This is a genomic window from Rhizobium phaseoli (assembly GCF_001664385.1).
Taxonomy (GTDB): domain Bacteria; phylum Pseudomonadota; class Alphaproteobacteria; order Rhizobiales; family Rhizobiaceae; genus Rhizobium; species Rhizobium phaseoli.
On record NZ_CP013535.1, the window covers coordinates 307,395 to 334,221 of the forward strand.

General features: G+C 59.9%; 22 protein-coding genes and 7 pseudogenes. 13 read left to right on the forward strand and 16 right to left on the reverse strand.

Features of this window, described 5'->3' with window-relative positions:
• The first annotated feature begins 71 nt into the window (after nucleotides 1–71).
• The 5 genes from nifB to AMC88_RS26600 all read left to right on the forward strand — a co-directional run bounded on the left by nifB (nucleotide 72) and on the right by AMC88_RS26600 (nucleotide 3,359).
• Nucleotides 72–1,550: a nitrogenase cofactor biosynthesis protein NifB gene (gene nifB / locus AMC88_RS26580; RefSeq protein ID WP_012489550.1), complete on the forward strand. Its 1,479-nt coding sequence runs from the start codon at nucleotides 72–74 to the stop codon at nucleotides 1,548–1,550.
• Between the two features lie 34 nt (nucleotides 1,551–1,584).
• A complete protein-coding gene (locus AMC88_RS26585) occupies nucleotides 1,585–1,791 on the forward strand; it encodes a 4Fe-4S binding protein (RefSeq protein ID WP_012489551.1) in 207 nt (68 codons plus the stop codon).
• Nucleotides 1,792–1,855: 64 nt separating this feature from the next.
• A complete protein-coding gene (locus tag AMC88_RS26590; protein ID WP_012489552.1) occupies nucleotides 1,856–2,173 on the forward strand; it encodes a nitrogen fixation protein NifZ in 318 nt (105 codons plus the stop codon).
• A gap of 4 nt (nucleotides 2,174–2,177) precedes the next feature.
• Nucleotides 2,178–2,390: a putative nitrogen fixation protein NifT gene (gene nifT, locus AMC88_RS26595; RefSeq protein WP_004678514.1), complete on the forward strand. Its 213-nt coding sequence runs from the start codon at nucleotides 2,178–2,180 to the stop codon at nucleotides 2,388–2,390.
• Between the two features lie 30 nt (nucleotides 2,391–2,420).
• Nucleotides 2,421–3,359: an SIR2 family NAD-dependent protein deacylase gene (locus tag AMC88_RS26600; RefSeq protein ID WP_012489553.1), complete on the forward strand. Its 939-nt coding sequence runs from the start codon at nucleotides 2,421–2,423 to the stop codon at nucleotides 3,357–3,359.
• A 444-nt stretch (nucleotides 3,360–3,803) separates the two neighbouring features.
• Here AMC88_RS26600 and hisC read toward each other — a convergent pair whose 3' ends face one another.
• From hisC to AMC88_RS32575, 4 genes and pseudogenes are all read right to left on the reverse strand, one after another.
• Nucleotides 3,804–4,907 carry a histidinol-phosphate transaminase gene (gene hisC, locus AMC88_RS26605; RefSeq protein ID WP_008536542.1) on the reverse strand — a complete coding sequence of 368 codons (1,104 nt, stop codon included), beginning with the start codon at nucleotides 4,905–4,907 and terminating at the stop codon, nucleotides 3,804–3,806.
• A 158-nt stretch (nucleotides 4,908–5,065) separates the two neighbouring features.
• Nucleotides 5,066–5,610: pseudogene (locus AMC88_RS34630) on the reverse strand (adenylyl-sulfate kinase); the annotation flags it as partial.
• A gap of 39 nt (nucleotides 5,611–5,649) precedes the next feature.
• Nucleotides 5,650–5,829, reverse strand: a pseudogene (locus tag AMC88_RS34735) (hypothetical protein); the annotation flags it as partial.
• A 395-nt stretch (nucleotides 5,830–6,224) separates the two neighbouring features.
• The gene (locus tag AMC88_RS32575; protein ID WP_004671987.1) at nucleotides 6,225–6,731 is read right to left on the reverse strand and encodes a helix-turn-helix domain-containing protein; all 507 of its coding nucleotides are present in this window, start codon (nucleotides 6,729–6,731) and stop codon (nucleotides 6,225–6,227) included.
• Between the two features lie 442 nt (nucleotides 6,732–7,173).
• Here AMC88_RS32575 and AMC88_RS26620 point away from each other — a divergent pair.
• A pseudogene (locus AMC88_RS26620) lies at nucleotides 7,174–8,117 on the forward strand (IS481 family transposase).
• Nucleotides 8,118–8,634: 517 nt separating this feature from the next.
• On the opposite strand, the gene AMC88_RS26625 reads toward AMC88_RS26620, so the two are convergent.
• Nucleotides 8,635–9,138 carry a helix-turn-helix transcriptional regulator gene (locus tag AMC88_RS26625; RefSeq protein WP_010069248.1) on the reverse strand — a complete coding sequence of 168 codons (504 nt, stop codon included), beginning with the start codon at nucleotides 9,136–9,138 and terminating at the stop codon, nucleotides 8,635–8,637.
• Nucleotides 9,139–10,681: 1,543 nt separating this feature from the next.
• Between AMC88_RS26625 and AMC88_RS33930 the strand changes: the two genes are divergently transcribed.
• Complete coding sequence (locus AMC88_RS33930) at nucleotides 10,682–10,873, forward strand: hypothetical protein (protein ID WP_170965075.1); 192 nt, start codon at nucleotides 10,682–10,684, stop codon at nucleotides 10,871–10,873.
• On the opposite strand, the pseudogene AMC88_RS26635 reads toward AMC88_RS33930, so the two are convergent.
• Together AMC88_RS26635 and AMC88_RS32585 are read right to left on the reverse strand one after the other, a co-directional pair.
• Nucleotides 10,848–11,148, reverse strand: a pseudogene (locus tag AMC88_RS26635) (hypothetical protein). The gene AMC88_RS33930 and the pseudogene AMC88_RS26635 overlap by 26 nt on opposite strands.
• Nucleotides 11,148–11,378: pseudogene (locus tag AMC88_RS32585) on the reverse strand (transposase domain-containing protein); the annotation flags it as partial. The pseudogenes AMC88_RS32585 and AMC88_RS26635, both read right to left, overlap by 1 nt.
• Here AMC88_RS32585 and AMC88_RS32590 point away from each other — a divergent pair.
• Together AMC88_RS32590 and AMC88_RS34240 are read left to right on the forward strand one after the other, a co-directional pair.
• The gene (locus AMC88_RS32590) at nucleotides 11,351–11,758 is read left to right on the forward strand and encodes a hypothetical protein (RefSeq protein ID WP_012489556.1); all 408 of its coding nucleotides are present in this window, start codon (nucleotides 11,351–11,353) and stop codon (nucleotides 11,756–11,758) included. The pseudogene AMC88_RS32585 and the gene AMC88_RS32590 overlap by 28 nt on opposite strands.
• A pseudogene (locus tag AMC88_RS34240) lies at nucleotides 11,755–12,897 on the forward strand (recombinase family protein); the annotation flags it as partial. The gene AMC88_RS32590 and the pseudogene AMC88_RS34240, both read left to right, overlap by 4 nt.
• 675 nt (nucleotides 12,898–13,572) lie before the next feature.
• Here AMC88_RS34240 and tnpC read toward each other — a convergent pair.
• The 3 genes from tnpC to tnpA all read right to left on the reverse strand — a co-directional run bounded on the left by tnpC (nucleotide 13,573) and on the right by tnpA (nucleotide 16,077).
• Nucleotides 13,573–15,263, reverse strand: a protein-coding gene (gene tnpC / locus AMC88_RS32600) for an IS66 family transposase (protein WP_237353185.1) whose coding sequence is annotated in 2 segments (ribosomal slippage) — nucleotides 13,573–14,711 and nucleotides 14,711–15,263 — 1,692 coding nt in all. Because the reading frame shifts where the segments join, the coding sequence is not laid out codon by codon here.
• A 59-nt stretch (nucleotides 15,264–15,322) separates the two neighbouring features.
• Nucleotides 15,323–15,673 (reverse strand): IS66 family insertion sequence element accessory protein TnpB, encoded by a 351-nt coding sequence (tnpB, locus tag AMC88_RS26655; RefSeq protein ID WP_016737501.1) that lies wholly within the window; start codon nucleotides 15,671–15,673, stop codon nucleotides 15,323–15,325.
• Nucleotides 15,670–16,077: an IS66-like element accessory protein TnpA gene (gene tnpA, locus AMC88_RS34740; RefSeq protein WP_011053439.1), complete on the reverse strand. Its 408-nt coding sequence runs from the start codon at nucleotides 16,075–16,077 to the stop codon at nucleotides 15,670–15,672. The genes tnpB and tnpA overlap by 4 nt, the downstream gene beginning before the upstream one ends.
• Here tnpA and AMC88_RS26665 point away from each other — a divergent pair.
• From AMC88_RS26665 to AMC88_RS26675, 4 genes and pseudogenes are all read left to right on the forward strand, one after another.
• On the forward strand, nucleotides 16,049–16,339 hold the full coding sequence (locus tag AMC88_RS26665; protein ID WP_008536527.1) for a hypothetical protein: 291 nt from the start codon (nucleotides 16,049–16,051) through the stop codon (nucleotides 16,337–16,339). The genes tnpA and AMC88_RS26665 overlap by 29 nt on opposite strands.
• A 32-nt stretch (nucleotides 16,340–16,371) precedes the next feature.
• On the forward strand, nucleotides 16,372–16,488 hold the full coding sequence (locus AMC88_RS33380) for a transposase (RefSeq protein ID WP_008536526.1): 117 nt from the start codon (nucleotides 16,372–16,374) through the stop codon (nucleotides 16,486–16,488).
• An 86-nt stretch (nucleotides 16,489–16,574) separates the two neighbouring features.
• Nucleotides 16,575–16,722 (forward strand): annotated as a pseudogene (locus AMC88_RS34745) (IS5/IS1182 family transposase); the annotation flags it as partial.
• 830 nt (nucleotides 16,723–17,552) lie between these two features.
• Entirely contained in the window at nucleotides 17,553–18,482 is a 930-nt protein-coding gene (locus AMC88_RS26675; protein WP_008536525.1) for a polyprenyl synthetase family protein, read from the forward strand.
• A 188-nt stretch (nucleotides 18,483–18,670) separates the two neighbouring features.
• On the opposite strand, the gene fni is transcribed toward AMC88_RS26675, so the two are convergent.
• The 6 genes from fni to AMC88_RS26710 form a co-directional block, all read right to left on the reverse strand.
• Nucleotides 18,671–19,837, reverse strand: a complete 1,167-nt coding sequence (gene fni / locus AMC88_RS26680; protein WP_016737499.1) for a type 2 isopentenyl-diphosphate Delta-isomerase — start codon at nucleotides 19,835–19,837, stop codon at nucleotides 18,671–18,673.
• Nucleotides 19,824–20,726 carry a terpene synthase family protein gene (locus AMC88_RS26685; RefSeq protein WP_008536520.1) on the reverse strand — a complete coding sequence of 301 codons (903 nt, stop codon included), beginning with the start codon at nucleotides 20,724–20,726 and terminating at the stop codon, nucleotides 19,824–19,826. Before AMC88_RS26685 ends, fni begins: the two co-directional genes overlap by 14 nt.
• On the reverse strand, nucleotides 20,723–22,276 hold the full coding sequence (locus AMC88_RS26690) for a hypothetical protein (RefSeq protein ID WP_012489559.1): 1,554 nt from the start codon (nucleotides 22,274–22,276) through the stop codon (nucleotides 20,723–20,725). Before AMC88_RS26690 ends, AMC88_RS26685 begins: the two co-directional genes overlap by 4 nt.
• Nucleotides 22,277–23,049: 773 nt before the next feature.
• Nucleotides 23,050–24,393 carry a cytochrome P450 gene (locus tag AMC88_RS26700; protein ID WP_029875527.1) on the reverse strand — a complete coding sequence of 448 codons (1,344 nt, stop codon included), beginning with the start codon at nucleotides 24,391–24,393 and terminating at the stop codon, nucleotides 23,050–23,052.
• Nucleotides 24,393–25,235, reverse strand: a complete 843-nt coding sequence (locus tag AMC88_RS26705) for an SDR family oxidoreductase (protein ID WP_008536513.1) — start codon at nucleotides 25,233–25,235, stop codon at nucleotides 24,393–24,395. Before AMC88_RS26705 ends, AMC88_RS26700 begins: the two co-directional genes overlap by 1 nt.
• Nucleotides 25,222–26,823, reverse strand: coding sequence for a cytochrome P450 (locus AMC88_RS26710; RefSeq protein WP_064820029.1), 1,602 nt, complete (start codon nucleotides 26,821–26,823; stop codon nucleotides 25,222–25,224). Before AMC88_RS26710 ends, AMC88_RS26705 begins: the two co-directional genes overlap by 14 nt.
• Between the last annotated feature and the right edge of the window lie 4 nt (nucleotides 26,824–26,827).

Genomic DNA, 26,827 nt, shown 5'->3' on the forward strand with positions numbered 1-26,827 from the left:
CAAATCCCGTCCTTGGGATGGCATGGCTTTTGCGTTTTGAAAGGCGACGTCAACTAGCAACGGAGCACTCAATGTCCGCACCGATGATTTCGCTTGAAAGTGCGACCAGCACGACATCCTTGTATCAATTGCTGGCGACCGCGAAACCGAGTGGCTGCACATCCTCGTCATGTGGCGTGTCCACAAAACCGGCCGACGTGGACCAGGCTATCTGGGCGAAGATCAAAAACCACCCCTGCTATTCAGAAGAGGCTCACCATTATTTCGCGCGCATGCATGTCGCGGTCGCACCAGCCTGCAATATCCAGTGCAACTATTGCAATCGTAAATATGACTGCGCCAACGAAAGCCGCCCTGGGGTCGTCTCGGAAAAGTTGACGCCAGACCAGGCGCTGCGCAAGGTCATTGCCGTCGCCAACGAAGTGCCGCAGCTTTCCGTGCTGGGTGTCGCCGGACCGGGCGATGCCTGTTACGACTGGAAGAAGACAAAGGAAACGTTCGAACGAGTTGCGGGGGAGATCCACGACATCAAGCTGTGCATCTCCACCAACGGGCTTGCGCTGCCGGATCACGTCGCCGAACTTGTCGACATGAATGTCGATCACGTGACAATTACGATCAACATGGTTGACCCTGAAATCGGCGCAAAGATCTATCCCTGGATCTTTTACCGCAACCGTCGTTACACCGGCATCGAAGCTGCGAGAATTCTGCACGAGCGGCAAATGGTGGGCCTGGAGATGCTGACCGCGTGCGGCATCATCACCAAAGTCAATTCGGTGATGATTCCTGGTGTCAACGACGAACACCTGGTCGAGGTAAATAAATGGGTCAAGGAGCGGGGGGCGTTCCTGCACAACGTCATGCCGCTTATTTCCGATCCGGCCCATGGCACCTACTACGGCTTGACCGGACAGCGCGGCCCGCGGGCGCTCGAATTGAAGGCGCTCCAGGATCGTCTCGAAGGCGGCGCAAAGCTAATGCGCCATTGCCGGCAGTGTAGGGCCGATGCCGTCGGCCTGCTTGGGGATGATCGGGGCCAGGAGTTCGCACTCGACCAGCTTCCCGGAGAGATCACCTATGACGCCCGTAAGCGCGAGGCCTATCGGGAAGTGATCGCCCGCGAACGCGGCGATCACGCGACCGCCAAGAGCGAGGCAATCGAGACAGTCAAAGCAGCCGGCGATGGGTCCCTCCACGTCGCGGTCGCGACAAAGGGTGGCGGTCGCATCAACGAGCACTTCGGCCATGCGAAGGAGTTCCAAGTATACGAAGCTTCGTCGAGAGGCATCACCTACGTCGGGCATCGCAAGATCGAACAGTATTGCCTCGGAGGCAGGGGCGAGGAAGCCACCCTCGACGGCATCATAACTGCGCTGGTCGGTATTGACGTCGTGCTATGCGCCAAGATCGGGGAGTGCCCTAAGACTAAGCTCATGGAGGCCGGGGTTCGGGCAACGGATGCTTATTGCTATGACTACATCGAGACCGCCATCGGCACCCTCTACGCCGCCAAGTTTGGCGTCGAACCACAAGCGGCGACGGCGTGAGCGCTCTTAATCCAACATCTTCAGGAGTTTAAAAATGGCCTTCAGGATCATAGCGTCCCAATGCACCCAGTGCGGTGCCTGCGAGTTCGAATGCCCCTCCGGTGCGATCAGGTTCAAAGGTGAGATCTACGTTATCGACCCGGAAAAATGCACCGAATGCAAGGGTACCTTCGAAACGCAGCAATGCGCGGAGGTTTGCCCCGTGCCGAAGACCTGCGTCCTCGCCGCACCTGCGATTTGACCTTCAGCATGGTCGGGGCTCCTGCGGAGAAGCCTTCAATGATATCCTGCAAGGAGGAATGCCCATGGGCCTTGGACGTGAACAGGAGGTCGAAATCCACAGGCCTCCACGATTTACACCCGGCGAGCGGGTGCGGGCCAGACTTCACGTAAAGAATGACGGCACCTATGCTGGCAAAAAAATTGGGGAAAGTTTGGTGCGGAAGGGCGACGAAGGCTATGTGCGCGACATCGGCACCTTTCTCCAGCAGTTTTACATCTATGCCGTCGAATGGGTCGAACGTGGCACTATCGTCGGCATGCGTGCCCGTGAACTGACGAGTCTAGACAACGCCGCTGCTTGCGGCGCTGCTGAAATCGCGGGGCCCCCAACGAAGGAATAGCGACATGAAGATAATGATTCGCAGAACGAGCGCCGGCTTGTCGGCTTACGTACCAAAGAAAGATCTCGAAGAGCCGATCGTAGATGTCGAGGCTGATGACATGTGGGGCGGCACGATCACTCTCAGGAACGGCTGGAGACTCGTCTTGCCCAAGCTATCGCGGGATACGCCTCTGCCGATCACCGTCCACGCAAGGAAGATTCCTGACGAGGACTGATGCTGCAAACGAGAGGTAAGAGAAAACAGCATGAATAAAATTTTGACCTCGGACCGTCTCCTGATCATTCGCAACGGTGACGCCGAAGAAAGACTTAGGCTGCTTCAGGAAGCGCTCGCTGCGGATCGGATCGTTCCCTATCTCGGTCCGGATCTCCTTCGGCTGCAATCCACGGAACCACCTGTACCGGACACCCCGGAAGCCGTCTCCGCGGCACTCAACGAACGCACACCTGCCCCTTCCAGGATACGCAGCAATATGTGGTCAGTCGCGCAGTTTATTGAACAGCGACGGCATCGCCGGACGCTTCAGGCCTGGATGGCAGAAATATTTGGAGCACCCGTGGCGCCGACCGCCCTCCACGACTGGCTCGCAACGCTGCCGCTCTCCCTTATCGTCGACGGTTGGTACGACGGGACAATGCGTGCGGCTTTCGCGAAGACCGGTCGAACGGATGTCGTCGAGATTCAGGGCGTCACGCGTGCAAACGGCGGCGGCGACATTTGGACAAAAACTTACGATCTGTCCGGGAGAGACGTCGAATGCGTCGCAGCGCCAAAGACGGTCCTCTATGCGCCGTACGGCAGTGTTATACCAGCTTCGAACTTTCTGGTGTCCGATTCCGATTACGTGGAAGTCCTAACCGAAATCGATATCCAGACGCCAATACCTGGAATGGTGAAAGAACGGCGTATAGATCGCGGTTTTCTTTTCATTGGCTGCCGCTTCAACGATCAGATGCTCCGGATCTACGCTCGACAGATCATCAAGCGCTCTCACGGCCCCCACTTTGCAGTACTTGATGCGGAAGGCCTTACCAAAAACGAGCGCCGTTTCCTTGCAGCAAGCGGAATCACGGTGGTCGACCTGCCGATCGGCGAAGCCGCGGCTCTGCTTGTACCATTTGGTAGCAAGGCGGATGGTGACCATGGCCGCACGGCTCCCGCTTCGAATCTCTGTAGCGGCTAGAGTGCCGCAGATTGAAAAAGTTCTGTTTCTGCCAAGTTCGAATGCCATACTGCCCACGTTTGCTGGCGTAGGGGATTGCGGGTGGGATCAATGGCGATGAGCGAGCGTGATCTTTAGCGGATCGAGGTTCTGTCGCAGGTGATCGACGGAAGATCGGCGACGACCGCAGATTACTGTTCGCTCAATGTCAATGCGAAGGACCGATTATGAAGAAACCTAAACCATTCCCAATACAGCGGCAGAGCCGCGGCCGAATCGCCAGAAATAAGCCTCGCATCGGCCACCGGGTGCTCCACTCGTGCGCCAATAACACGCGTAATCAACGGGATCGAGACGGCACACGCTTTACGGTCTTGCGCTTATTTGTGATCTTTATCCCACAATATGGACTTCGATACTTGGTGTTTCCAAGTGACAAGCAGTGTGGCCAATAATTCTAACCGCCTAGCTCTGCGTCTTCATACTTCCAGAAATGATGTCCCTGGCGGCTGAAAGGAACGCGTCCATTTGGGTTCTGGTGCCGATGCTGACGCGGATAAAATTTTCCAAACCGGCATCGGGAAAGACGGCTACAAGTATGTTCTGCCTATCCAAAGACGCTTGCCACCATTTGCCATCTCGTCCGGGTGGCACCCGAGCTAGCAAAAAGTTTGTGTGGGAGGGAATGACAGAAAAGCCCAATTGAGACAAGGCAGTGGTCGTTCTGTGTCTTTCATGTTTAATATATCTGTGGTTCTCGTCGTAGTCGGCGCGGTGCGAAAGGATACTAATGCCCACCGCATGGCCGATCACGTTCATGTTAAAGACATTTTGCAGGTTGCGTAGCCTCCCAATAAGTTCGGGATGACCAAAGCCGAAACCGACGCGAATTCCCGCGGCTGCAAAGCCTTTCGAAAGTGTTCTCAATACTAGAAGGTTTGGATGACGATCGACTAGGCGCAGGGCATCATCGGGTGCAAAGTCGACATACGCTTCATCCACCACTATCAACTGGTCCGATTGCGCGACGAGGCGGTCGATTTCAGCCACCGGAACGAATGTTCCCGTTGGATTGTTCGGATTGGCCAGCAGTATGAATTTTGCATCTTTTGCTGGACCAAGAAGCAGCTGCTCGATTGGCAGAGAATAAGACTCGCCCCATTCGATTTCGAGAAATCTGGCACCCTGCAACTTGGCCAGTTTGCGGTTAAAGGAAAAACCTGGCGATATCATCGCAACGCTATCTCCCGGGTCGAGGAATGCTCTGTAGATGAGCCCAAGCAGCTCCGACGAGCCGTTCCCGGCGACCACCTGATCCTGGGAGAGGCCATACGCGCTGGCGGCTGCGTCGCGCAAGCTCAGATTGTCATCTTCGGGATACAGATAATGCCGTTCGAGGGCCGCCAGCGCACTTTGCAACACCATCATCGGCAACGGAAACGGATTCTCATTCGTGTTTAGTTTAACGCAGTTCGCATCTCGCCCCGGTTGATTGGAGGGTAGCGCATTTAGCTGTCTCGCCATCGGCGAAAGAGCCGAAAGCACGGCTTGCAGCTTTGCATCAGCCATATCTTTTCTCCGTTTCAGTAAGCCGAGTCGTGAGCGCGTGATCGGCCGTCTCCTGTTGAAGCCACATCGGACGTTGGCGCGGGCCGCCTGCGGGCTGCTACGGTCGCCGCGTAGTTAATAGGCCAAGGACCGCCGCGGCCGCTTCAAGCCGCCAATGGTCAAGCCTCCCCACTCTCACACTCATGCGTCACTTGCTCCATTCGCCTTTCGAGGAACTGTTCGATCTCAAACGCCAACGCCGCAGGGTCGTGGCCAACCGTTTCGAGATGTAATTCAGCGCCCTCAGGGATTTCGTACGGCGAGGAAACGCCGGTGAAATTGGCGATCTTGCCGGCGAGCGCCTTCCGATAAAGCCCCTTCGGATCGCGTCGCGCGCATTCCTCAAGCGGCGTGTCGACGAGGATTTCAATAAGCTCCCCTCCTCCATCAGCTCGGCGACCTCGGCAACGCGGCGGATGTTCTCGACGCGATCGGGTTGATTGAAGCCAGGTCGCGATTGAGCCCGTGGCGCACGTTGTCGCCGTCGAGGATGTAGGTGTGCTTCCCGTGGGCATGCAGCAGCCGGTCGAGCGCATTGGCGATTGTCGACTTGCCGGAGCCGGAAAGTCCAGTGAACAAAAGGACGGCTGGCTGCTGACTCTTCATCGCCGCGCGCGCCCTTGTCAGCGTCGGTCGCCTGCCAATGCAGGTTGTCGGCGCGCCTTGCCCAGCTTTGGCTGCCACTGAAATTGAAGACCCCGGTCGGCCCTTGGGCTTTGCGAAAGAGCTCGGGAGGATCGACGTGGTCGATGAGTTCCAGCTCGTTTTCCCAGCACAGCTTCCACCGCACCTCAGAACGCATGCAAAGACCTCCTTTGGTATTTCCTGCTGCTGTTTTTGAAGCCCGCACTGTGCGATCGAAGCAGTGGCCGCCCCGATGCATGTCGGCGCCGTTGCTCGGGTTCGCGCTATAGCCAGTCCGGATCGTCAAATGTTTCGCCGTCACTCGCGTCTGAGATCATTCCTAGTGCATCATCACGGGAGATTGGTAAAATGGATTGTATGAATGGAATTATCGATGCTTTGTATGTCGAATATACGGGTTTCTTAGACTTTGACGTGACCTCCCTGGCACTCGCGGCGTAAAGACGACCGCGCGTCCCCTCCAGCGGCCGAAAGCAGGGATGCGTTGGACCAGTTGACCCAACTGCGCCCTCCCCGGTTTACCCACCTATGTCCCGGAGTGGCGATGAACGGTCGCCAGCTAGTCCTTCGCGGTTTCTGATGGAACTTCATCAGGGACGCACGTTCTGTTTATTGAAGCTAGCGATCTACGTCCTATTCGCGATCGTCTGCAGTGGCGCTGGTAGACGCGACTTTCATGGCACGATCGCCGCTATCGCTACCGGTCTCGTCTATGCGGCTTAGTAAGCTGAAAATATCTTGCAAGATCTCTTCATCGAAAGTCCGCAACTTCACGATAGTAGCCAGCAGCAGAACCGCTTTGGTTTCAGTTTCGCCCCAAAGATAAGGTGCCGCCGGGGCGATAATCTCTTCCGGAGTGGCATCCAAAACCTCACACAGATGAATCAGTCGGCTCACGGTCAAGCGGGATACTCCATTTTCGTACCGGCCGTAGACCTGCTTAGTGATGCCAAGCAAGGGCGCCAGTTTCGAGCGCGGGAGTTTTCGCTTATCGCGGGCTTCGCGAAGGCTGATGCTGATCAAGTTTTCGAGTTCGGCGCTAAGTGCAATCCGTCCGTCAAAAGGTTTTCGATAGACCGGCTTGTCTATGCCTGGATCATCGACTTGTTGCAAACCGAGTTCATTAATCCATTGCTTCAATGGTGGTCCTGACATTGCTCCGACTGAGGTAAATGCGCCAAAGCTCTTTATACGGAAAGTGATGTGCTTGGAACCACCAATGTTTCGTTTCGATCTAATTTGGCGCATTTTGGGCCACGCGGACCTCACCCGATAGCTATCGTTCACCAAAATATATAAGTGATCGCAAGTACATAGACATAGATCATACCGAAATCGCTTCACGCAAGGATTATCCACTTGCGCCAAATTGGCTATGACCCTCAGTGATTTTGGTGATAACGGTCGCTTCATTTCCTCGTCTAGCTCCCGGGACGTCGTGTGCGGGCATGGTGGCCTTTTGTCCTGCACGTGGAGCTCTCGGTTCACGGCAGACCAATCACGGCTCCGCGCGCTGGCTGCTCTGGTGTTTGGTTCCGGCATTTGATGGTGCAATATTTTCCTTGGCATGGAGGGAAGCACTATGGGCCAGGTTCTACACGGGAGCGCCACGACGACAGAGGCAATCCGTCGAGCAATAGTGAAGAGAGCCTGAAAACGCTTTCGAAGCGATACGGGATCAACCAGAAAACCGTGGCGAAATGGAAGAAGCGGACATCGTTGGTCGACCTTCCTACAGGCCCAAAGGACCCGCACTCGACGACCCTTTCCCTCGAAGAAGAGGCCGCTATCGTCGCCTTCCGCCGGCACACGTTGCTGCCGCTCGATGATTGCCTCTACGCTCTTCAGCCGACCATTTCACATCTGACGCGTTCGTCGTTGCACAGGTGTTTGCAGCGCCACGGCATTTCACGTCTGCCGGAGGTCAGAGGCGACAAGGAGCCGAAGAAGAAGTTCAAAAGCTATCCGATCGCTTACTTCCACATCGATATTGACGAGGTGCAGACGGCTGAGGGCAAGCTCTATCTCTTTGTCGCAATTGACCGAACATCCAAGTTCGCGTTCGCGGAACTCTACACCAAAGCCGGCAAGATGAATGCCGCTCAGTTCTTGCGCAATCTGATCGCGGCAGTGCCCTACACCATTCACACCGTTTTGACCGACAATGGCATTCAGTTCACCAACCGAGCTTGTGATCGAAATGCCTTCCAGCACATCTTCGATTGGGTCTGCGACGATCACAGCATCGAGCATCGCCTGACCAAGGTGAAGCATCCCTGGACCAACGGACAGGTCGAACGGATGAACCGAACGATCAAGGAGCCGACCGTCAAGCGCTTCCACTACGACGATCATGCGCAGTTGAAAAAACATCTGGCCGACTTTATCGACGCCTACAATTTCGGGCGCCGGCTCAAGACGTTAAAGGGCCTTACGCCTTACGAGTTCATCTGTAGACGATGGACTTTGGAGCCGGATCGATTCATCATCGACCCCATCCATCAAATGCCGGGACTAAACACCTAGGCGATGCCCTTACCTCTGAACGGCGACAGCCATGAACAGCGTTTCCAGTCTCAGCGACTCGACCCCGTTTTCGCGGAACCTGATCGTGATGTCAAAAGACTGTTTCCGAGCCGAATGGCAAAAAGGATCGGCGCGATGGAACGGAGGCGCGGAGAGGACGGGCTTAGATTCAGCAATCGAAATCAAAGCATGCGCGCCGGCAGCTCGAATACCCACATGGCATTGAGCGGGAAAACCCAACGAGGGAGTTTAACACAGACCCTACTGTCGAAGCAAAGCGCATGCAAATAGACTTGGCGTCGCTCGCCGACGAATCGCTCGAGCATCGAGCGAGATCAACGCCAACCAAACATCGAAAAATTGCGCAATCGGCGCGTATTGTTGATCAGACGGAAATTCGAGTGAAAAACTAAGTTGTGAGATTGCGGGTGTCTGCACACCGACGACAGCGCGTCGGCTGCGACAGCTATCACCAATACTGCTAACTACTGGTCGGGGCGTCATAGACAAACCCAGCTCACTTCACGGGCTCCGCTACATCACTGATACCTCTGTCGCTCTCGTCGTCATCGGGGATCATTCGCTGCAGGAGCCGAATAAGATCGCGCGTCGTGCCGTTCGGAAGTCTCCTAAGAATCCTCGCCAGTGTGAGACAATCCTCGGCCTCCTCCGATGTGCGGCCCCAAAGATGTGGCGCAGCTTCAAAGATCATATCGATAGGCATGAAGCCAAGAATCTCACACAGATGGATCATCCGAGTAACAGTCATTTTGGAAAATGCCCGCTCGTAGCGTCCGTATACAGGGATGGACAGACCAAGCATTGGAGCAACGTCTGCGCGAGACAGGCCCTGCGCTTCGCGTGTCTTTTTCAGGAACGCGCTGATCAATTCCTCCATGTGACCCAACGATGTAATTTCGCCGCCGAAACCTGGCTTTCGATAGATCGCCTTGTCAACCTCCGGATCGGCGGTGCTGACGAGGCCTCTCGAACTTCTGTAGCTTGCTAGATCTTCCGTCACCGCACGTCCCTGTTTTCCTGCCACTCGTTGTAGGCTTGAGCCAACCTGAACCGATTTGAACCACTTGTCATCGCCACACTACAACCGTTTTAAATACCCATTTTGGGCATTTTTTGCGTTATAGCAAATATTTGAGAGTTTAGCCAAATTGCTTCATGAATGCATTCAAAACAGTCTCGCTAGACCGGTGGCCCAGTTCCATGAAAGATGAGTCGGCTATGGCCGCACCCGCGACTGAAACATCTAGGTTGCGTCGAATTTGAGCGAAAATTCACATTCAATGCTCAACATCTTCTAAGCGGTCTTCGTTGAGGACGATAAGACATAATCCTCGAAAACCGATCCATTTCCCCGTCCCACGATATCCCATTTGGCTAGCTGGGAAAGCTCCGCCGTGCTGGAAATCACTCAGCCAAGAACCCATATCGGTTACCGCTCCCGCTAGCGTGTAGGTTCGATGCTCTCTGAAAATTCCGGCATCATGGAGCAAGTGCCACAAACGTGAACTTTGCTAAACGAAGCCGCCACCTTATCGCATCCACACAAAGGGCTTGAAATAGTCGACCGTGAGGGTTATATCTTTGTGAGCAGCAGACAACGAGGCTTCCGAAAGGTCGCTGTTGCAGGTGCACCCTTAGAGGTCGGTACACCACGGTAGGGCACACGCGTTCGGCGGAAACGCCATGGGAAGGCTCCTTTAGGGGGCCTTTTTTGTTTCTAGGGCACCCTTATTTGCTGGAAATGAGCCTTTTTTACGAGTTGGCAGACGTTACACCTTCGCTTGATGCGGCTGAAATTAATTTCTTTCTGATCAGCGCTTTTTACCACCAGTTCTACGTTGTGTTCGTCTGATCTGCTCGGGAAAAGGTAATAAACAACAAGATCATTAAGGCCAGAGGTCAGGACAGGGCCTGAAACGGCAATGTTACCTGCCCAGTAAGGCATACAGAGGTAGGCACAAGATGCTCGAACGTGAATCTACCTTGCGGATGTTCGATTGTTGGGAACGAGTCGTTAATAGTCGTCATGAGGCGCGGTCACCCGAAGACAGCTCTCACGATCTGGACCCATTCACTGAACTGGATTATAGATTGCGCTGGGTAGTCTGGCTCTGAGACATTGAATTTTCTCCCGATATAAGGGCACGGGTTTGACAACCTTACGAAAGTGCTAACCCCTGAACGTGGTTTCGTTCTCCTGGTAAGGGTCCTTTCATGTTCAAATCGATACGAATAGAGCACTGACCTTTCGCTTCCGTCCTTACGACGGAGTTGTCTGCTTATGTCTCGCGTATGGACCGGAAGCCTGAACATGCTGCAGGAGCGAATTCCAATTCCTACGACGCTTTCTCCGCAGGAGACCGGAGGTTCGAAATACGACCAGTGCGCCTGGCCTGACCCGAGAGAGGCTTCGGGCAGCCGAGGACGACACCTACGGCCTGTTCGTCGACTTCCGTTGGCCCAAGAACGTCGGGAAGCCATATTGCCCTCGCTGTGGCTGCCTGGCGCCGTACGGCGTCGTCGTTCTGATGCTCGGAGCCGGAATGCCGCGCCGAATTTTCGGTTTTCGCCGACCGCAAGCTTTCATTCAAGAAGATCATCATGGCAATCTGGGAGGAATCACGGCCGCCAAGGGCATGGCGGCGCTCCATCTGAGCCGCAAGGTCAACGTCCAGTACAAGAGTATCCATCCGGCGAAGGCCGCGGCACTTATGATTTCGGCTCGTCTGCCATGATGCGTTCGAATCTTGTCGCGATCGCATTGCTCGTCGACAAGGAACTGCCGAACACCTCCTTCCCAGGTGCGGATATCGGCGAGGAACTCCTTCAAGCTTTCGATGCCCCGGTCGGTGAAGGTCGTGATGCCCTCTTCGCTGCCGTCATGGGCATGGATCATCTCACCATAGTCGATGTTGTCGGAGTTGCTGGCGACCTCCTGGATGAGTTCGAGGTTCTCGCCAATCAGCGTGGCGACGTAGTTGATCGTGTAGACATGCGTCGGGCGCGCCATCAGGCCGCCATCTGCCGGGCGCTTCCGGCGGGCCAGTTCCACGGCAGCAGTTCCGGCAGCCGTGATACGGGAATGCCAGGCATGCGGGCGAGCACGTCCGCCAACCAGGCCTGCGGATCGATATCGTTCGTCTTTGCCGTGACGATTAGGGAATACATGAAGGCAGCACGCTCGCCTCCGCGCTGGGAACCGGCGAATAGCCATGCCTTTCTTCCGAGAGCAATGCCCTGTTCATTCTGCCCATGTCGGCGATGAAGTCGAGGTTCACTATTGCTGGCATCCATATTTTGGCCAGAAGGTTTCCATTCGTCGCGTCGAAGAACGAGCGACAGGCCGGTTTTTGAAGGTTCTGGGGCCGACAGGTGTCGTCATCGCGATCTCAGGGTGGATGATCGATCCCGTGGTCTGCCGCGGCATGACCATGGGAACGCCACGCGTCGATCTTGCGACGCTAATCGAATTGAACAGGCTGGTCTCTGGCGGCAGCAAAGCGGCACCCTTCCGAAGTGGACGTAGAATCACTCAGGAGGACCATGATGAGATCTCGCAATACGCTGGTGCCGGCGTCGGGCCGGCAGCTCGACCTGATATTCGAGGAGCTCAACGATGACCATCACTGATTTGATTCCGACAGCGCTGCTCGCGCGCAAGGCCGTCGTTTATGTGCGGCAATCCACTCAGTCGCAGGTTATAACCAATCTGGAAAGCCAGCGACGGCAGTATGATCTTGTTGACATTGCGCGACACCACGGCTTCAGCCACGTCGAGGTGATCGACGACGACCTCGGGCGCTCTGCCAGCGGAACCGTCGCCCGTCCGGGCTTCGATCGTCTCGTCGCCCTACTGTGCGCCGGCAAAGTTGGTGCCGTTTTCTGCTTCGATGCTTCACGGCTTGCGCGCAACGGTCGGGACTGGCATCACCTGCTCGAACTGTGCGGCCTGGTCGAAGCCCGCGTCATTGACCATGACGGCGTCTACAATCCATGTCGACCCAACGATCGGCTGCTGGGAATGAAGGGCAGTATCAGCGAGTTCGAACTGGGCGTGCTGAGAGCCCGGATGCTCGATGCCGCCAGGTCGAAGGCGCGCCGTGGCGAACTGCGACTTTCTGTTCCGTTCGGCTACATTTGGCATCGGGAGGCCGGGCTTGGGCTCGATCCTGATCTGCGTCTGCAAGAGGTAATTCGATCCATCTTCGCCCGCTTCCACGACCTTGGAAGCGCGCGTCAGGTGCTGCTGTCGATGACGAAAGATCACATTCACTTCCCTCGGCCGTCGGATGAAGGGCGCATGACCAACTTCGTATGGATGCCAGTACGTTATCGCAATGTGATCGGCATCCTCAAAAACCCCTTCTACGCCGGCGTTTACGTCTATGGGAAGAGCGAGAAGCGGACTGCCATCGTCGATGGATGGGCTCGGCGCAGTTACGGGCACGGCAAGCCCGTCGGTACCTGGGAGGTGATGATCCGGGACCATCACGAAGGTTACATTAGTTGGGGCGAATACGAGCGTAACCAACAGCAACTGGCCCTCAATAATTATGGCCGATCGGGTGGGACTAAATCGGGCCGCGGCGGCAAAGCATTATTATCAGGTCTCCTGACCTGCGGACGGTCTGGACGGCGACTGAGTGTTGCCTATACGGGAAATCCACAAAATCCTGTCTATCGCTGCTATAAACAGAACCTGATGATGGGCTTGCCCCGTTGCATGACGTTCGGCGGCTCGAAGGTCGATGCGGCGGTTGCGCGCGAGTTGTTGCGCGCGGTAGAACCATTAGCGATCGAGGCGACTTTTAAAGCAGAGCGGATGCACCGGGAGCGACAGGAAGACCAGCGCCACATTCACGATCTGGAGCTACAACAGGCCCGCTACGAGGCTAGCCTCGCCGAGCGCCGCTATGCGGCATGCGATCCCGACAACCGCCTGATAGCTGCACAGCTTGAGAAGAATTGGGAAACGGCGCTACGCCGCGTCCGTGATCTGGAAGTGCGCAGGCCTACCGAAAGTCCTTCAACCATCGAAGTTGACCCAGGCACTTTCGCAAACCTCGCCGACAATCTGCAGGCGGCCTGGGAGTCGCCGGATGTCACCATGCGCGTGCGCCAGCAACTGCTACGTACATTGATCGCCGACATTGTTGTCGATGTCGATGATGAGGTGCGCGACGTGGTGCTGACCATCCATTGGAAAGGCGGTCAGCATTCGGAGCTCAAGGTTCGCAAGCCCCAGACGGTTGAACACGGGTGCGCCACAACGGAAGATGCTTTGGCAGTGATGCGGAGCATGGCAGGACGCTGGTCCGATGAACATATCGCCGCGTCGCTCAATCGAATGGGAATGCCCACGGGGCAAGGAAAAACCTGGACTGCACACCGGGTCGCTTCAGTAAGGCGGGTCCGGGCCATTCACGCGTACAAATCAGCCGATAAAGAGGGCGAATGGCTGACCATGACAGAGGCGGCGGCGGTTTTGGGCGTGACCAACCACCGAATACGCCACCTGATCAAGACGAACGTGTTGTCTGCCGAGCAGGTGGTTCCCGGCGCGCCGTATCAAATCCGGGCCAGCAATCTGACTTCGGCAACCGTCCAAGCCGCGATAGCCCGAAAGGGCCGCCCGTGTCGCATTGCTGACACCGAGACGCTTCCAATGTTTACAGATACTTAAAGAGGGAGTGCACAATGACTCAGGTACGGCAACGCCGCGCAGGGCTCGTTCGGCGGCATTGTTCGTCAGACACAGTCTGCCGTCGTCGAGGAACCGGGCGAAGGCTTCCCAGCGACCCTCCTTCTCGAACATGTAGTTGATCGGCTCGGCGACGGGGTTGTGCTTCGACATTTGCCCGCGCTGGGCCATGAGCCAATCGTGCAGTTCTTCGACGAGCGGGCGAGCATGTTGCAGCCTCGCTGCGAGCCTATCCTCGGCAGGCATTCCGTTTATGCCGCGCTCGATGTCGAAGAGCGCGTCGATGCGGGCAACGGCCTCAAGCGCGACGGGCGATATCTCGTGGGCAGGTTTGCCCTTGCGCACGTTGCCGGCGATGTCAGCGAGTTCGAAGAATTTGCGCCGCGCGTGGCTCCAGCAAAGTGCGCTGATCACCAGCGCGGGGCGGCGGTCGGCACGATAGAGGTCGTTGTAGCCGCCATAGGCATCGGCTTGCAGGGTGCCGTGCCATCCGGCGAGATGCGTGTTGGGGTGGGTCTTCTCGCGATCGGGAGAGAAGTGGAAGAGTGCGGCGGGAGGCGCGCCGCCCGCGAAAGGGCGGTCATCGCGGACGTAAGTCCAGAGCCTCGCCTGCTTTGTTGCTCCCCTGGCCAGAAGCGGCACGGTGGTGTCGTCACCATGCAGCCGCTCGGCGGCCAGAACATGGGCACGGATCAGGTCATGGATCGGCTGCAGGGCCGTCGTGCAGGCTCCGACCTGATCGGCCAGTGTGGAGAGACTGAGAGCGACGCCTTCCCTGGCGTAGCGCTCAGCCTGGCGGTTCAATGGCTGATGTTGGCCGAACTTCTCGAACAGGATCGTCGCCAGCAGGTGCGGTCCTGCCCATCCCCGCGTGTCGCATGGAAAGGGGCCGGTGGCTGGCTGATCTTCTCGCAGTCCCGGCAGGTGAACTTCTCGCGCACCGTCTGGATCACCTTCCACTGGCGCGGAATGATCTCCAGCGTCTCGGTGATGTCTTCGCCCATCTTCACGATGCGGTGCGAGCCGCAGCAGGTGCAGGTCGACGGGGCATCGATGACCAGGCGCTCGCGCGGCAGGTGCTCGGGAAACGGCTTGCGGGCCGGCCGGCGGCGTTCGAAAGCGGAGACATTTGTGATTCTCGTCGCCACGCGTTCCGCAGCGATCTCGTCTTCGGTGGCGTCGGCTTCAAGTTCTTCGAGCTGCAATTCCATTTGCTCGATCAGCCGGGCGCGGCGCTCCGAGCTCTGGCCGTACTGCTCGCGACGTATCTTGGCGATCTCGAGCTTGAGATGCCGGATCATCGCCTCAGACGTCGTCACGACCGCGCGCACCTGTGCGAGGTCGGCCTCGGCAGAGGCGGCACGCGCTTCCGATGCCGCAAGCGCGGCGCGCAGTCTGGCTATCTCCGAAGCAGCATCATCCATGGCCGAAAGCTACCATGCCGCATGCCGAAAGCCCAACAAAAACAGAGGAATGCAGGCGGTCAGCCTGCCTTCGAAGGCCGCTGCGTCCAGCGCGGGTTGCGCCAGTCGATCCCTTCCAGGAGATAGCCGAGCTGCGCCGACGATACAGGCACGGCGGAGCCATTCTGGCTGACCGGCCAGATGAACTTTCCAGCTTCCAGCCGCTTCAGGTAAAGCGACATGCCGACGCCGTCATGCCAGAGGACCTTGATCAGGTCACCCTTGCGACCCCGGAAGCAGAAGACTTCGCCGCCATGAGGATCGCGGCCAAGACCTTGCTGAACCTTCAGCGCCAGGCTGTTCATGCCGCAACGCATGTCCGTCACCCCGCCCGCGATCCACACCTTTACCCCCGCGGGAAACGCGATCATGACCCATCCACGACGGGCAACAGGCGGGCAAGAATGGTCGGATCAAGCGAGGCTGGGATCGTCAGCCGTCGGCCATTCGGCAGGCCGATCTCGATCGTCATGTCGTCTTCAAATCGCGGCCGTGAGGCTACCTCGCAAGATGCCGCCGCCGGTGGCGAAATCGTAAGTGGCACGAAGCCCGTTGTAGCGGAACTGCTCAGAAGACCACTACGGTATTCCCGACGCCAACGGGTCAACAATGACCGTGACAATCCATATCGCCGCGCCGTCACCGAGCCTTTCCGAAAGCCTTGTAGACTTTCCTCGACGATCCGAACCTTCTCTTCGTCCGACCAATCCCGTCGGCGACCAAGATCGTCGACGGACAAGACCTCAATGGGGGAAATGATTGTAGCGCATGACATAAGGCATGGACTTAAAGCCAATCAGCAAGTCAGGACAGACGGCCTTCGCCGGATGGGTACGTACAAGACCGCCTACTTCCTGCTGCAGAAGCTCCGGGAGGCAGCCGACCTTCGCCGTGATGCGATCAAGCTGCACGGTACGGTGCAGATCGACGGCAAGTATGTGGGCGGCGTCCTCCGCAAGGTGACAAGAAGGAAGAGCGCAAGGACGGGCGCAAGAAGGAAAATCAGAACGGCAAGCGTATGTGAGTTCTGGCGCTGAGGGAGGCCAACCGCCATGCACCGAACAGAACGGTGACGCGGGTGATCCTGGACGAGAACGGCAAGGATGCATGGGCGGCCGTCGCCAAGCATGTGGAGCCGAAGGCGCTCCTGATCGCTGACGAACACAAGGCGCAACCAGGGCTTTGAAAGAAAGCGCTGTATAGATCCACCTGCTCCGCCCTTTTAGTCCGCTAGCAAAAGGCGGTAGGGGACCGACTTTTCGAAGCGGTTTCCTGCCGGCCGACAAGGGCTACGGCAGCGCTGAAATCCTCGCCAAGCCGGTCGAGTGTAAGGCTTCGGCAACATTGCGCCGAAGAACAACTGGAAGGCTCAGTCGTCTTCTCACGCTGGGTCTATCGGCAGCGTAACCTCGTGAAACGTCAAAAGCATCGGTTCGATCGTAATTGACGCAAAGCTGACAGTCGTGTGCGATCGCGCACATTGACAGGCTGGCATGATGCAAGCGCCGACGTGCATTGTGACCTCAACCCAAATCACTCCAATGCTGGGTTGGCCTTCGGACGGATCGCTCGCAAGGTTGACGCTGTTCAAATACTAGGCGGAGTGGCACAATCCGCGACTCCCGACACACGGTGAGCACCGGAAGACGCCTTCTGTCGCCATTGAAACATTCACTAACAATGATCTGGTGGCACACCAATTGCTTGTAGGAGCCCAGATCTCTGCCAGCAATGGTTCCGGTCCAAGCTCCAGTGGCTACTATCGACGATGACCAACACCTTTAGATGTAAGGCCCATCTTCGCCCATGTCGTACCGTACGAACGGAGCTCGTCAGCGATCATCACGCGCGGCGGCGTGCAGCCGATCCAAAGAGCTTTGTCACCAGCCACTGCTCAGCGCGGGAGCCTCTTCAGCTTTGGACCAAGACGTTGAGAGCGATGCCATTCTGGCCGACAGCGCCGCCGGAGCCAATGTTCTTCGCGCGCGATCGAAGTAACCGACGTTCAGATGTCAGGTCGCCACGAATGAGACTGCTTCAAGGGATTCCAGTGGGAGATCGCCTTGCCGAGTTAAGGCTCCCACTGGCACACGGTTTCATTGGTCACGCCGGTGCCGCATGTTGGCCGCCGCAATCCGCTAAACTTAACGGTGCCTTAGAACCTGAAGAGACACAGCGAAATCGGCCTTTTGTTTGGCACCGGTTGGACTAGGCCCGTTTTCGTTTTCGTCTCAAAAGTGGAGATGCGATATGATTTCGAATCACCAAGCCGACGTGGTTGGCGATAGCGACAAGCTCATCGAGCAAGCGCTGCGAGCTGCCATGGATACTGCTCTAAGTCCGGCTGCGCCGGCTCACCTGCGTGGAGCGCTGGACGCGGCAGTGTTTCCAGGGGGCTCCCGGATGCGCCCCAAGCTCTGCTTGAAAGTCTCCTATGTGTGCGGCGAAAAAGATCCTGAGCTGGCGACAAGAGCCGCGGCAGCAATTGAATTGCTGCACTGTGCCTCGTTGGTGCATGACGACTTGCCTTGCTTCGATAACGCGGCGCTACGCCGCGGCAGACCAACGGTGCACCGGCTTTTCGGAGAGCCTATCGCCGTTTTGACCGGCGATGCCTTGATTGTGATGGCTTTCAAATACCTCAGCTTGCAGGCTGCGCTAACACCTGAGTTGGGCGCGCGCATGATCGAGGTGGTTGCGGAGGCGGTCGGCCCCAGTCACGGACTGATCGCCGGACAGTCGATGGAGGCAATGACGCACGTCCCAATCGACCGCTATCACCATTACAAGACCGGCTCCCTCTTTGTCGCGGCGGCCACTTGCGGTGCCCTGGCAAGTGGTGCAGATCCGGCCCCATGGTCTAAGGTGGGGGAATTGCTCGGGCACGCGTATCAGATCGCCGACGACATCGCAGATACAGTCGGCCGCGCAGAAGTGCTTGGCAAATTGCCTGCCGTGGACACGCAGCTGAATCGACCCAGTATCGTTCGCGGCCAAGGATTGGACAGCGCAGCCGCCAGATTTTATGCGTATCTCGAACAGATAGGTGACACCATTCCTGCCAGCCCTCAAAAACGGTCCTTCGTTGACTGGCTTAATCATGCACTTTGCAAAGGCGTGGCTGGACCGGGAAAAGCCGGTCTGATTCAACAAACGGCGCTGGATTGCGCGCCTTTGTAAGCCCGAGTTACGGTACGCATAACCTAGCCGGCGGCATCATTACCGCTTCATCGTCAACAGCTGCTTCATGAACATTTCGTTCCCTGCATCGAACCGCTGGGCCAAGGTGGATTAGAGGTCTAGCTTTAGCGTTAACGGTTTTTGCAACCAGCTTGGAGGGCCGGCCGACAGAGCGGGCGACGCCGGCATCATCCGACTGGCGGATGCGCGGAGGGCAACAAGTGCGCGGAGGGCAACAAGCGCGCCTGGCGCAACGTCGCCAGATCAGGTGAGCCGGTGCAAAAGCAGGCGACGGCCAACTGGCGGATGACGACCTCGAAATGCGCAACGACCGCTTCGGTCGATACCGTAGCCGCCGGCAGCACGCCGGCTGCCTGCCCGGCAATGTCCGCACCCAGGCGAATGGCCTTGGCCACGTCGACGCCGTCGCGGATCCCGCCGGACGCGATAAGCTTCACCGTTGGCAGTGCCCGACGGACCGCCTGCAAGCTGGCCGGTGTCGGGATCCCCCAATCGGCAAACGCCATCGCCACTGCACGGCCGGCGGCATCGCGGGCGCGCTCGCCCTCCACCGCGGCCCAACTGGTGCCGCCGGCTCCGGCGACATCAATCACCTCAACACCCGCCTCGACGAGCGCGCAGGCCACCGAGGCGGACAGGCCCCACCCGACTTCTTTGGCCACGATCGGCACGCCCACGCTACGCGCGGCGCGAGCCACCTGCGCCAGTACGCCGTGCCAGTCGCGGTCGCCATCCGGCTGTAGCACTTCCTGCAGCGGATTGAGATGGACGATCAGCCCATCAGCCTCCAGCGCATCGACAGCCCGGCGCGCCAGATCAAGGCCGTCGGCCTCGCGCAGTTGCGCAGCGCCGATATTGGCCAGCAAGGGAATGTCAGGCGCCAGGCGGCGTAGGGCGCGCGTCAGCCCCTGGGAATTGCGCGATTGGAGGCTCACGCGCTGCGAACCGACGCACATGGCGATCCCCAAGGCTTGCGCCGCCTCGCTCAGGTGCCGATTGATGGCCTTTGCGCGTGGCATTCCGCCGGTCATGGAACTGATCAGCAGCGGCGCACGTATGGGCTTGCCTAACAGCGATGTGCGCAGTTCGATCTGCGTCAGGTCCAGCTCGGGCAGTGCGCAGTGTTCGAACCGGATTTGCTCCCAGCCGGCAGCGACCGTGGCTGGCGCCGTTCGCCGATCCAGCACGAGGTCCAGATGGTCGTCCTTGCGCCGGGTCAGGGCGTCGTCGCACCCGCTCGCTCGATCCGCCGTATTGGGCGTTGGCGTTGCGTCGGATCGGACCGAGGGCGCCGCGCGCACGCCGCCGCCTCCCGCGCGTTCACGCCGGCGCACGCTGGCCTCCCCCCGCCGCATCGTTGCCGTAGCGGCTGATCGAGGTCTGGTAGTACTTCGCGCGAATGACCGCCATGGCCTCGATTAACGGTCCCCATGGTGCAGGAAAGCGTTCTTTCACCATCACTCGGTGCAGCATGCGCGCATGGCCGACCAGCTCGTCGTTGAGGAAATCCTCCACAGGCATAGCCGGATAACGCTGCAGGAGCAGGATGGCAGCGTTGTCGGCTTCTCCCGCCGCCCTATCCTTGGCGCATCCATGCAGATCGTTCTGCAGGCGCCCTATCGTGGAGATGAGCCGCAGCACCTGGCGAAACGCCGGACGCGCGCGCAGGGTCGCCATGTCCAGCCCCCATAGCAACGACAGGCAACAGAACACGTTCGCGTAGGCGATCGAATCGATGGAATTGTGCAAGTATTCGGCGTACGACCAGCGTTCAGCCCCCGCCGCCTGCGCGGGTCCGGCGCGCAGCGCCGCGCAGTAGCACCGGGTATCGTTTAGAAGCTCAGTATAGTCGCGCCTATCGTAGGCGAGCGCGGCCAGGGAAGCGCGCAGCACAGCGCAGCCCTCGAAACCGGGGACCGCGCATGGCACGCCCTGCCCCAGCGCCTGCTCCACCGCGGCCAGCTGCTCCGGCGCGATCAGGCCAAGGTCGTTGCAATCGTCGAGCCAAAACAGTAGCGCCAACTCGCGATAAAACGCCACGATCAGCTTTTCGTCCTGCGGATCTCGGCCGGTGCGGGCGCTGATATCGTGCAAGCTCGGTTGGATACACTGCAGGATGTACTGTCCGCCCCTAACTGCTTCTACGGCATGCTCGTCGGCGAATCCGGTCAGGGAACGCCCCCACTCCAGTACTTGCTGCAGCGCGCTTTCCGTCGGGATCATTGCGCCATTCCTCCTGCTCCCTCGGTCGGGATGCGCCGCCCCCAACGAAGAGCCAGCCACAAGCCGGCGAGTTCGATCACGCGCACGACCCGGGTCGGGCAATACAATTCCTTGCCGATCCACAGCGGCGTCTGCGGCAATTCATGCGCCTCATGGCGAGCGAGCATCCACTCCAGCGCGCGCGCGACCGCCAGCGCGATGCGGGCGCGCCCTGTCGGCTCTTCGCGCCCATCCATCACGTGCAACGCGAACAGCGCATAGGCGGTTTCCTCAAATGTTGACGCGCGACCCGCGCCCCAGCCGCCGTCGTCGCGCTGCGCCTGCAACAGCGCCGCCAGCGCGCGCTCGTCGCGCCACTGGGGCGCGCCTTGCGCGAGCGCAGCGATTGCATGCGCGGTGGGATACAGCCACGAAACATGCCATTTGTCATTGTCCCATAGACCGTCCGCGTTGCGATTGGCCTCAAGGTAAGCGCTGGTACCGGCGGTGGGCTTTCCCAACAGTCTGAACGCATGCAGGGCGTGGATGTTGGTCGACACCGAGGCATTGCGCTCGCCGGGGAAGGTAACGAACAGCCCGCCGATTTCGAAGTGGCGCAACGCGTTGGCAGCCGGGTTGCGTCCTGCTAGGTGCAGGATGCACAACGCAACAGCAGTGTCATCCGCATCGGCCGCGAAGTGCAAGGCCGGACCCAGACCGCGCACGCCCAGACAGGCATCGAGCTGCGCGACGATCACGCGCACCGCCTCGGCGAGCGCGGGATGCGAAAACAACCCGGCCAGATGCAGAGTGTACAGCGACCAGCATGGCTCGAACACGTTGATCGGCCAGACGCTGGGAACGACACCTTCGATGCCGCTGCGCGCCGCGCGCGATGCGGCCTGAAGATACCTGTCGGCACGCTCGACCTGTGGCGCGCTCGCCTGTGTGAGGGCGTGCGCACGCCACGCGGCGGTTGCCGCCGGGCTGATGCCGATGCTGCCGTCGTCGTCCAGGCATGCCGTGGTCGGCGACGTCCCCCAGGCTTCCCAGGAGTGCAACAACGGATGGCCGCTCGGCAGCGGTCCCACCGTCCCCAACTTAACCAGGCACGCTTGCCGCAACGGCAACAGCGCCGGGTAGCGCGGAAACACCACGTCGCCCACCAAGGATGTGGCCTCGCCGGAGATCTGCGGCAGGATCAGCTCCGCGCCTACCGGCGCGTCTTCCGGCACCGCATCCGCGTAGGGATCCGGCTGGCGCTCGAGGAACCGCGTTGCAGCCTGAACTGCGTCCGCAGCGCCGGGAAGAGGATCGGCACGCCGCAATGCAAGCAACGCCGCCCACGTGGGTACATGGCGGAACAGTGGGAAGTCAGCACTTCCCCACCCGCCATCGGCCTGTTGCTGCGCCATGAGCCACGCGTATCCGTTCTGCCGACCGGTGACGTTGCCGCTGAACTGCAAAACGCGCGCCGTGTCGTAAACGGACGGACTCACGCTGCCGCCATCGCGCGTCTCGTTCAGCAAGTGGCGCAATTCAGAAAGGATCTGTTCGGACAGCGCACTCATGCGGGATGTTCCCTCTGCAGGCAGTTGACGAGAAGCGCGGCGAAGCGCACCTATGCTGGCGGCGGTCCGCGGTGGGCAACCGCTCCGATCTGCGCCGTGGAATCGAACACAATGTAGCATCTAGCGGTGCCGCCGGCCGATCGCAGCGGTACGGCGGCGCCTCCGTGCGGACCGGCGCCAATGCGCACGGCGCGTGCTTGAACAGATACCCTTTTGGCCCGCTGCACGGCCTGCGCCAACCGCTCCGCACGCGGGCGCAGCGAGGTGATGGCTTCCTCGGCCTCTGGCCATAGGCCCGGCACTGACTGGGGCGCTGCATGCAGCTTCGTGATCGGCACGCCGGTTGCTTTCTTCTCCGCCGCATGCTTGCCGGGGGCTTGCCCAGCGTCGCGTCATCCGCTGGCGTGTCATCCTCGACCACCTACAATACAAGGCCGAAACAGGCGCGATAGCGATCCAGTGCGCGGTACAGAGTAAAGCGCGGCATCCTCCGCGACGGCGCATAGCGCGCCAATGCCTATGGACGCGCGCACCGGCAATCCGCCGCACGCCTGCGCGCCCGATCCGCCGAACGGGGAAACGCCAGTTCGGTCGTCGTTTAGCGTGGAACCCTTCTGCATGTTGTTCATCTCCTTCTACCTGACAGAGAATGCCGCGGCGAGCGGCGAGCCGCCGCGGTGCTGCCGGCGTCGCACCGCGCGCGCGCGCCGAGTGCAGCAATGCCGCCCATCGTCGTCGCCGCTGCCTCTTGACACGGGGCAGAGGATCCCAGCTCATGAGAATCCGATGCGGACTGTCATGGACGGATGTGCGGTCGGGTAATAGCGCCGGCCTTTTTCGACGCCGCTCATCAATCGCGGCCGCACCCCGGCCTCCTGCATGGTCAATGCCAAGGCGATGCTGAACTGCACCAGCTCCAGCCATACAAGGTGATAGCCCATGCAGACGTGTGGGCCGGCACCGAACTGCAGCATGTCCACCGGCCGGATCGGCTCCGTGCGTTGCAGCCACCGCCCCAGACGGAACTGATCGGGCGCTTCGTGCAGCAGCGGCGAGGTCGAGAAATGCAGTAGTGGGATGCACAAATGAGTGCCCGAAGGAATGCGCCGCTGGCCGAGTTGTAATTCCTGCATCGCGCGACGCGGTACGAGCGAGGAAGCCGGATGCATTCGTAGCGTCTCCCGAAACAGCGCCTCTGCGACCGGACATTGCGCCAGGTCCTCGTGCCCGGTCGGCACCGCGCCCACGCGTTGCGCCTCTTCGACCAGGGCGTCCCACAGCTCTGGATGCTGCGCCAGCTCGATCACCATCCAGGCTATCGTCGAGGCGGAGGTCTCGTGGCCGGCAAGCAGCAGCAAGCGGATATTGGCGACCAGGACGTCATCGGAGAGCGCGCCATCGCTGCAATCGAAGGCGCTCACCATGTCGTTGATCAACCCGGTGCGCGCGGCGCGCGCGCGCGCGTCCCGGATGAACTGGCGCGACTGCGCGTCGATCCAATCGCGGGCGGCGCGGCCGCGTCGCAAGGGCATCCCCGGCAGGTCGATCGGGGGCGCGACCATCAATTGTAGCAGTTGCCGATACTTGCGATGCCACTCCGACAGGTCTTGGGCGGGGATGCCCATGAGACTGAAGGTGAGTTTGAGCATCAGGTTGCGGGTGTCTGGCAGGATAGCGACTTCACCGCGGTCGCGCCACGCCTTGACCTGAGCCCTAATAATTGGTTCGAACAGCTCGCCAATGCCGGCCTCGGTCAGACCCCTCGGCAGAAACGCCGCTTTTATCCCATCGCGCGCCTGCCGGTGCGCGCTACCGTCCAAAGTGACCAACGTTCCGCCAAGGATGTCGGGCGCGATCTCTTCGATCAGTGCCGAGGACACTTCCTTGTGCCGGAGCAATGCGAGCGCATCTGGATCCAGGCATGTCATCAGGTGTCCGGCCGGGCCGAAGTCCAGCCAGAAGTGGCTGCCTAGGGTCCTTTCCGCGCGCCGCAGCAGGCGCGGCAGATCGCAGACGATGGCGGGAAGATGCCCGACCAGGGGGAAAGCGCCAGGCATGACCGGGATGTCGTCCCGTAGCCGGCGCCAGCGGTTCAGCGGGTTGAGCAGCATGTCCATCACCAATGCGACGCTGCGGCTGCTTCGGCGGCGTCACCGGCCGGCCGAGCCGCGCTGTTGCCACCGTCGGCGTAGGTTGGAACATGCGCCAACATGCCGCCGTCGATGCACACCACCTGGCCGGTGATGAACGCAGCCTCCTCCGAGAGCAGGAACGCGACCAGCGCGGCTACGTCCTCGGGGCGGCCGACGTGCGGCAGGAGCTGGTGCCGGTGTAGATGCCGTTGCATGCACTCGTCCAGCTTGGCGAAGAGACGTTCGGTCATGACAAGACCTGGCGCAACCGCGTTGCAGCGGATCTTCGCGTGTCCGTATTGGGTGGCAAGCGAGGCCGACAGCATGTTCATTGCGGCCTTCGACGCGGCGTATGACGTCAGTGCGGTGTCGCCGCTGAGCCCTTGGCACGATGACATGTTCACGATCGCGCCACCACCACGGCCGATCATTTGTGGGATGGCCTGCCGGCAGCAAAGGAGCGTGCCGCGCAAATTGGTCGCCATGGTCTGGTCCCAGACCGCCACGTCCAGGTCGAGGATCGCGCGGTCGTGCGGAGTCAAATGCATGGCGCTCGCATTGTTCACAAGCACGTCGACCCCACCGAAGCGCCGCTTCGCCGTTTTGAACAGCTCTGCCACCGCCTGCGCATCTGCGATGTCCATGGCCACGGCCAGCGCTTGGCCCGCTTCGGCTGCGATCTGTGCGGTGCAGGCGATGGCAGCGGGGCCATCAATGTCGGCCACCACCACTCTGCCGCCCTCGCGCGCGATGGCGAGGGCGCATGCCTTGCCGATCCCGGCGCCGGCGCCGGTCACCACGGCCACCTTGCCTTTAAATCGTTCCATCATGTTCTCCTGGATTGCGTAGGTCTTTCGCTGCATGTCGCTCAGCGTCTGCCGGAGAGGGCGTAGGGCCGGGGTTGGTGCAATGGTCATCGCCGGCTTCGCTTTCGATCACCCGAATGGCCGCGACCGGGCACTGGCTGGCTGCTAGGCGCACGGCGGCGTGCAGCGCCTGCGGGACCGTCGCCATGCACACTTCCGCCACGCCGTCCGGCTCGCGCTGACGAAAGGTGCCCGGCAGCGTCAACACGCACTGACCAGTGGTTCCGCACAGGTCCTGGTCGACCACGGCGCGAACCTCAGCCGCCGCCTGCGCGTGCAGCCGCACCGGCAGCGCGCGGAACGTCCTAAGGAACGCTGAGGGCTCCCGGGTCGGCTGCTCGGCCAAGGCCAACGTGGGGAAGCGAGCCTGGATCTGCGGCAGGCTCTCGGCCAGTTGCACCCTGGCGAGTTGAGCACCTAGGCAGAAGTGGATGCCGTGGCCGAAGCTCAGCATAATCTTTCCGTCGCTCGACATGCCAGGCCTGGTGCCGTAGAACCGCACCGGATCGAAGCGGTCGGGATCAGCGAAAGCGTCCGGGTCGCGATTGCCGGCCGCGATCAGCACGCGCACGTCCGCGTCCTTCGGGATCACCACGCCATGCAGTTCGATGTCGCGCTGGGCGATACGCGGAATGGAGCTGAACATGGCGGGCGCCTCGCAGCGCAGTACTTCTTCTACAAATGCCTCCACCCCTGCGGCGTCTCCCTGCAGCCAGTGCCGCTCCTCGGGGTAGGCCAGCATCGCCAGCACCGCATGGTCGATAGTCGCAGCAGTGGTGGCGAAGCCGCCCAGCAACATGCCCCACAGCATGCTGATCAACTCCGCGTCCGAGAGCGTATCGGCGTCGTCGGTGTGTGCGCCGACCAGTGTCGACACGATGTCGCGGCGGGGATCGGCGCGCTTGCGCAGTATGAGGTCGCCGAAATAGGCCTTCACCCTGGCGCTGGCCACGTCCGCCGCGGCGAGCTGTGGATCGCTGGCGTGCGGGCTCAGGCCTTCTAGAATGGCGCTGACGATCGCTGAGAGCTCGAAAACGTCGTCTTGGGGCATGCCGAACAATTCAGCGAAGACAAGCATGGGCAAGGCCAGTGCGAATTCCCGATGCAGGTCCACCGCCTCTCCTCGCTCCAGTGCGGGCGCCATGCCATCCAGGCGAGCTGCGACGATGCGCGCGATGCTCGGCCGCAGGTTGTCGATCTGGCCCACGGTGAAATCGCGCGAAATCAGCCGGCGCAGACGCGTATGCGTCGGTGGTTCCTTCATGGCTAGCGTAGACGCCAGCAGATTGAGCGACAGGCTGCTCGCCGCACGCGGGAAATAGCGCGCCAGTTCGGATGGCGCCGGCCCCCGAAACGCATCGCCCGTAGCCTTGAACGCCCAGTAGATGTCGGCGTGGCGGCTCAACAGAAAGAGGCCCGACGCCGCGCGGTGCACCGGATCGTGCTCTCGCAACCACCGCATGAACGGGTACGGGTCTTGGATGCATGCTGGCGACGCCAGCTCGGCGAAGGCGTCGTGGCATGCTGCCGTGGTGTCTTGCACGTCCATCTTG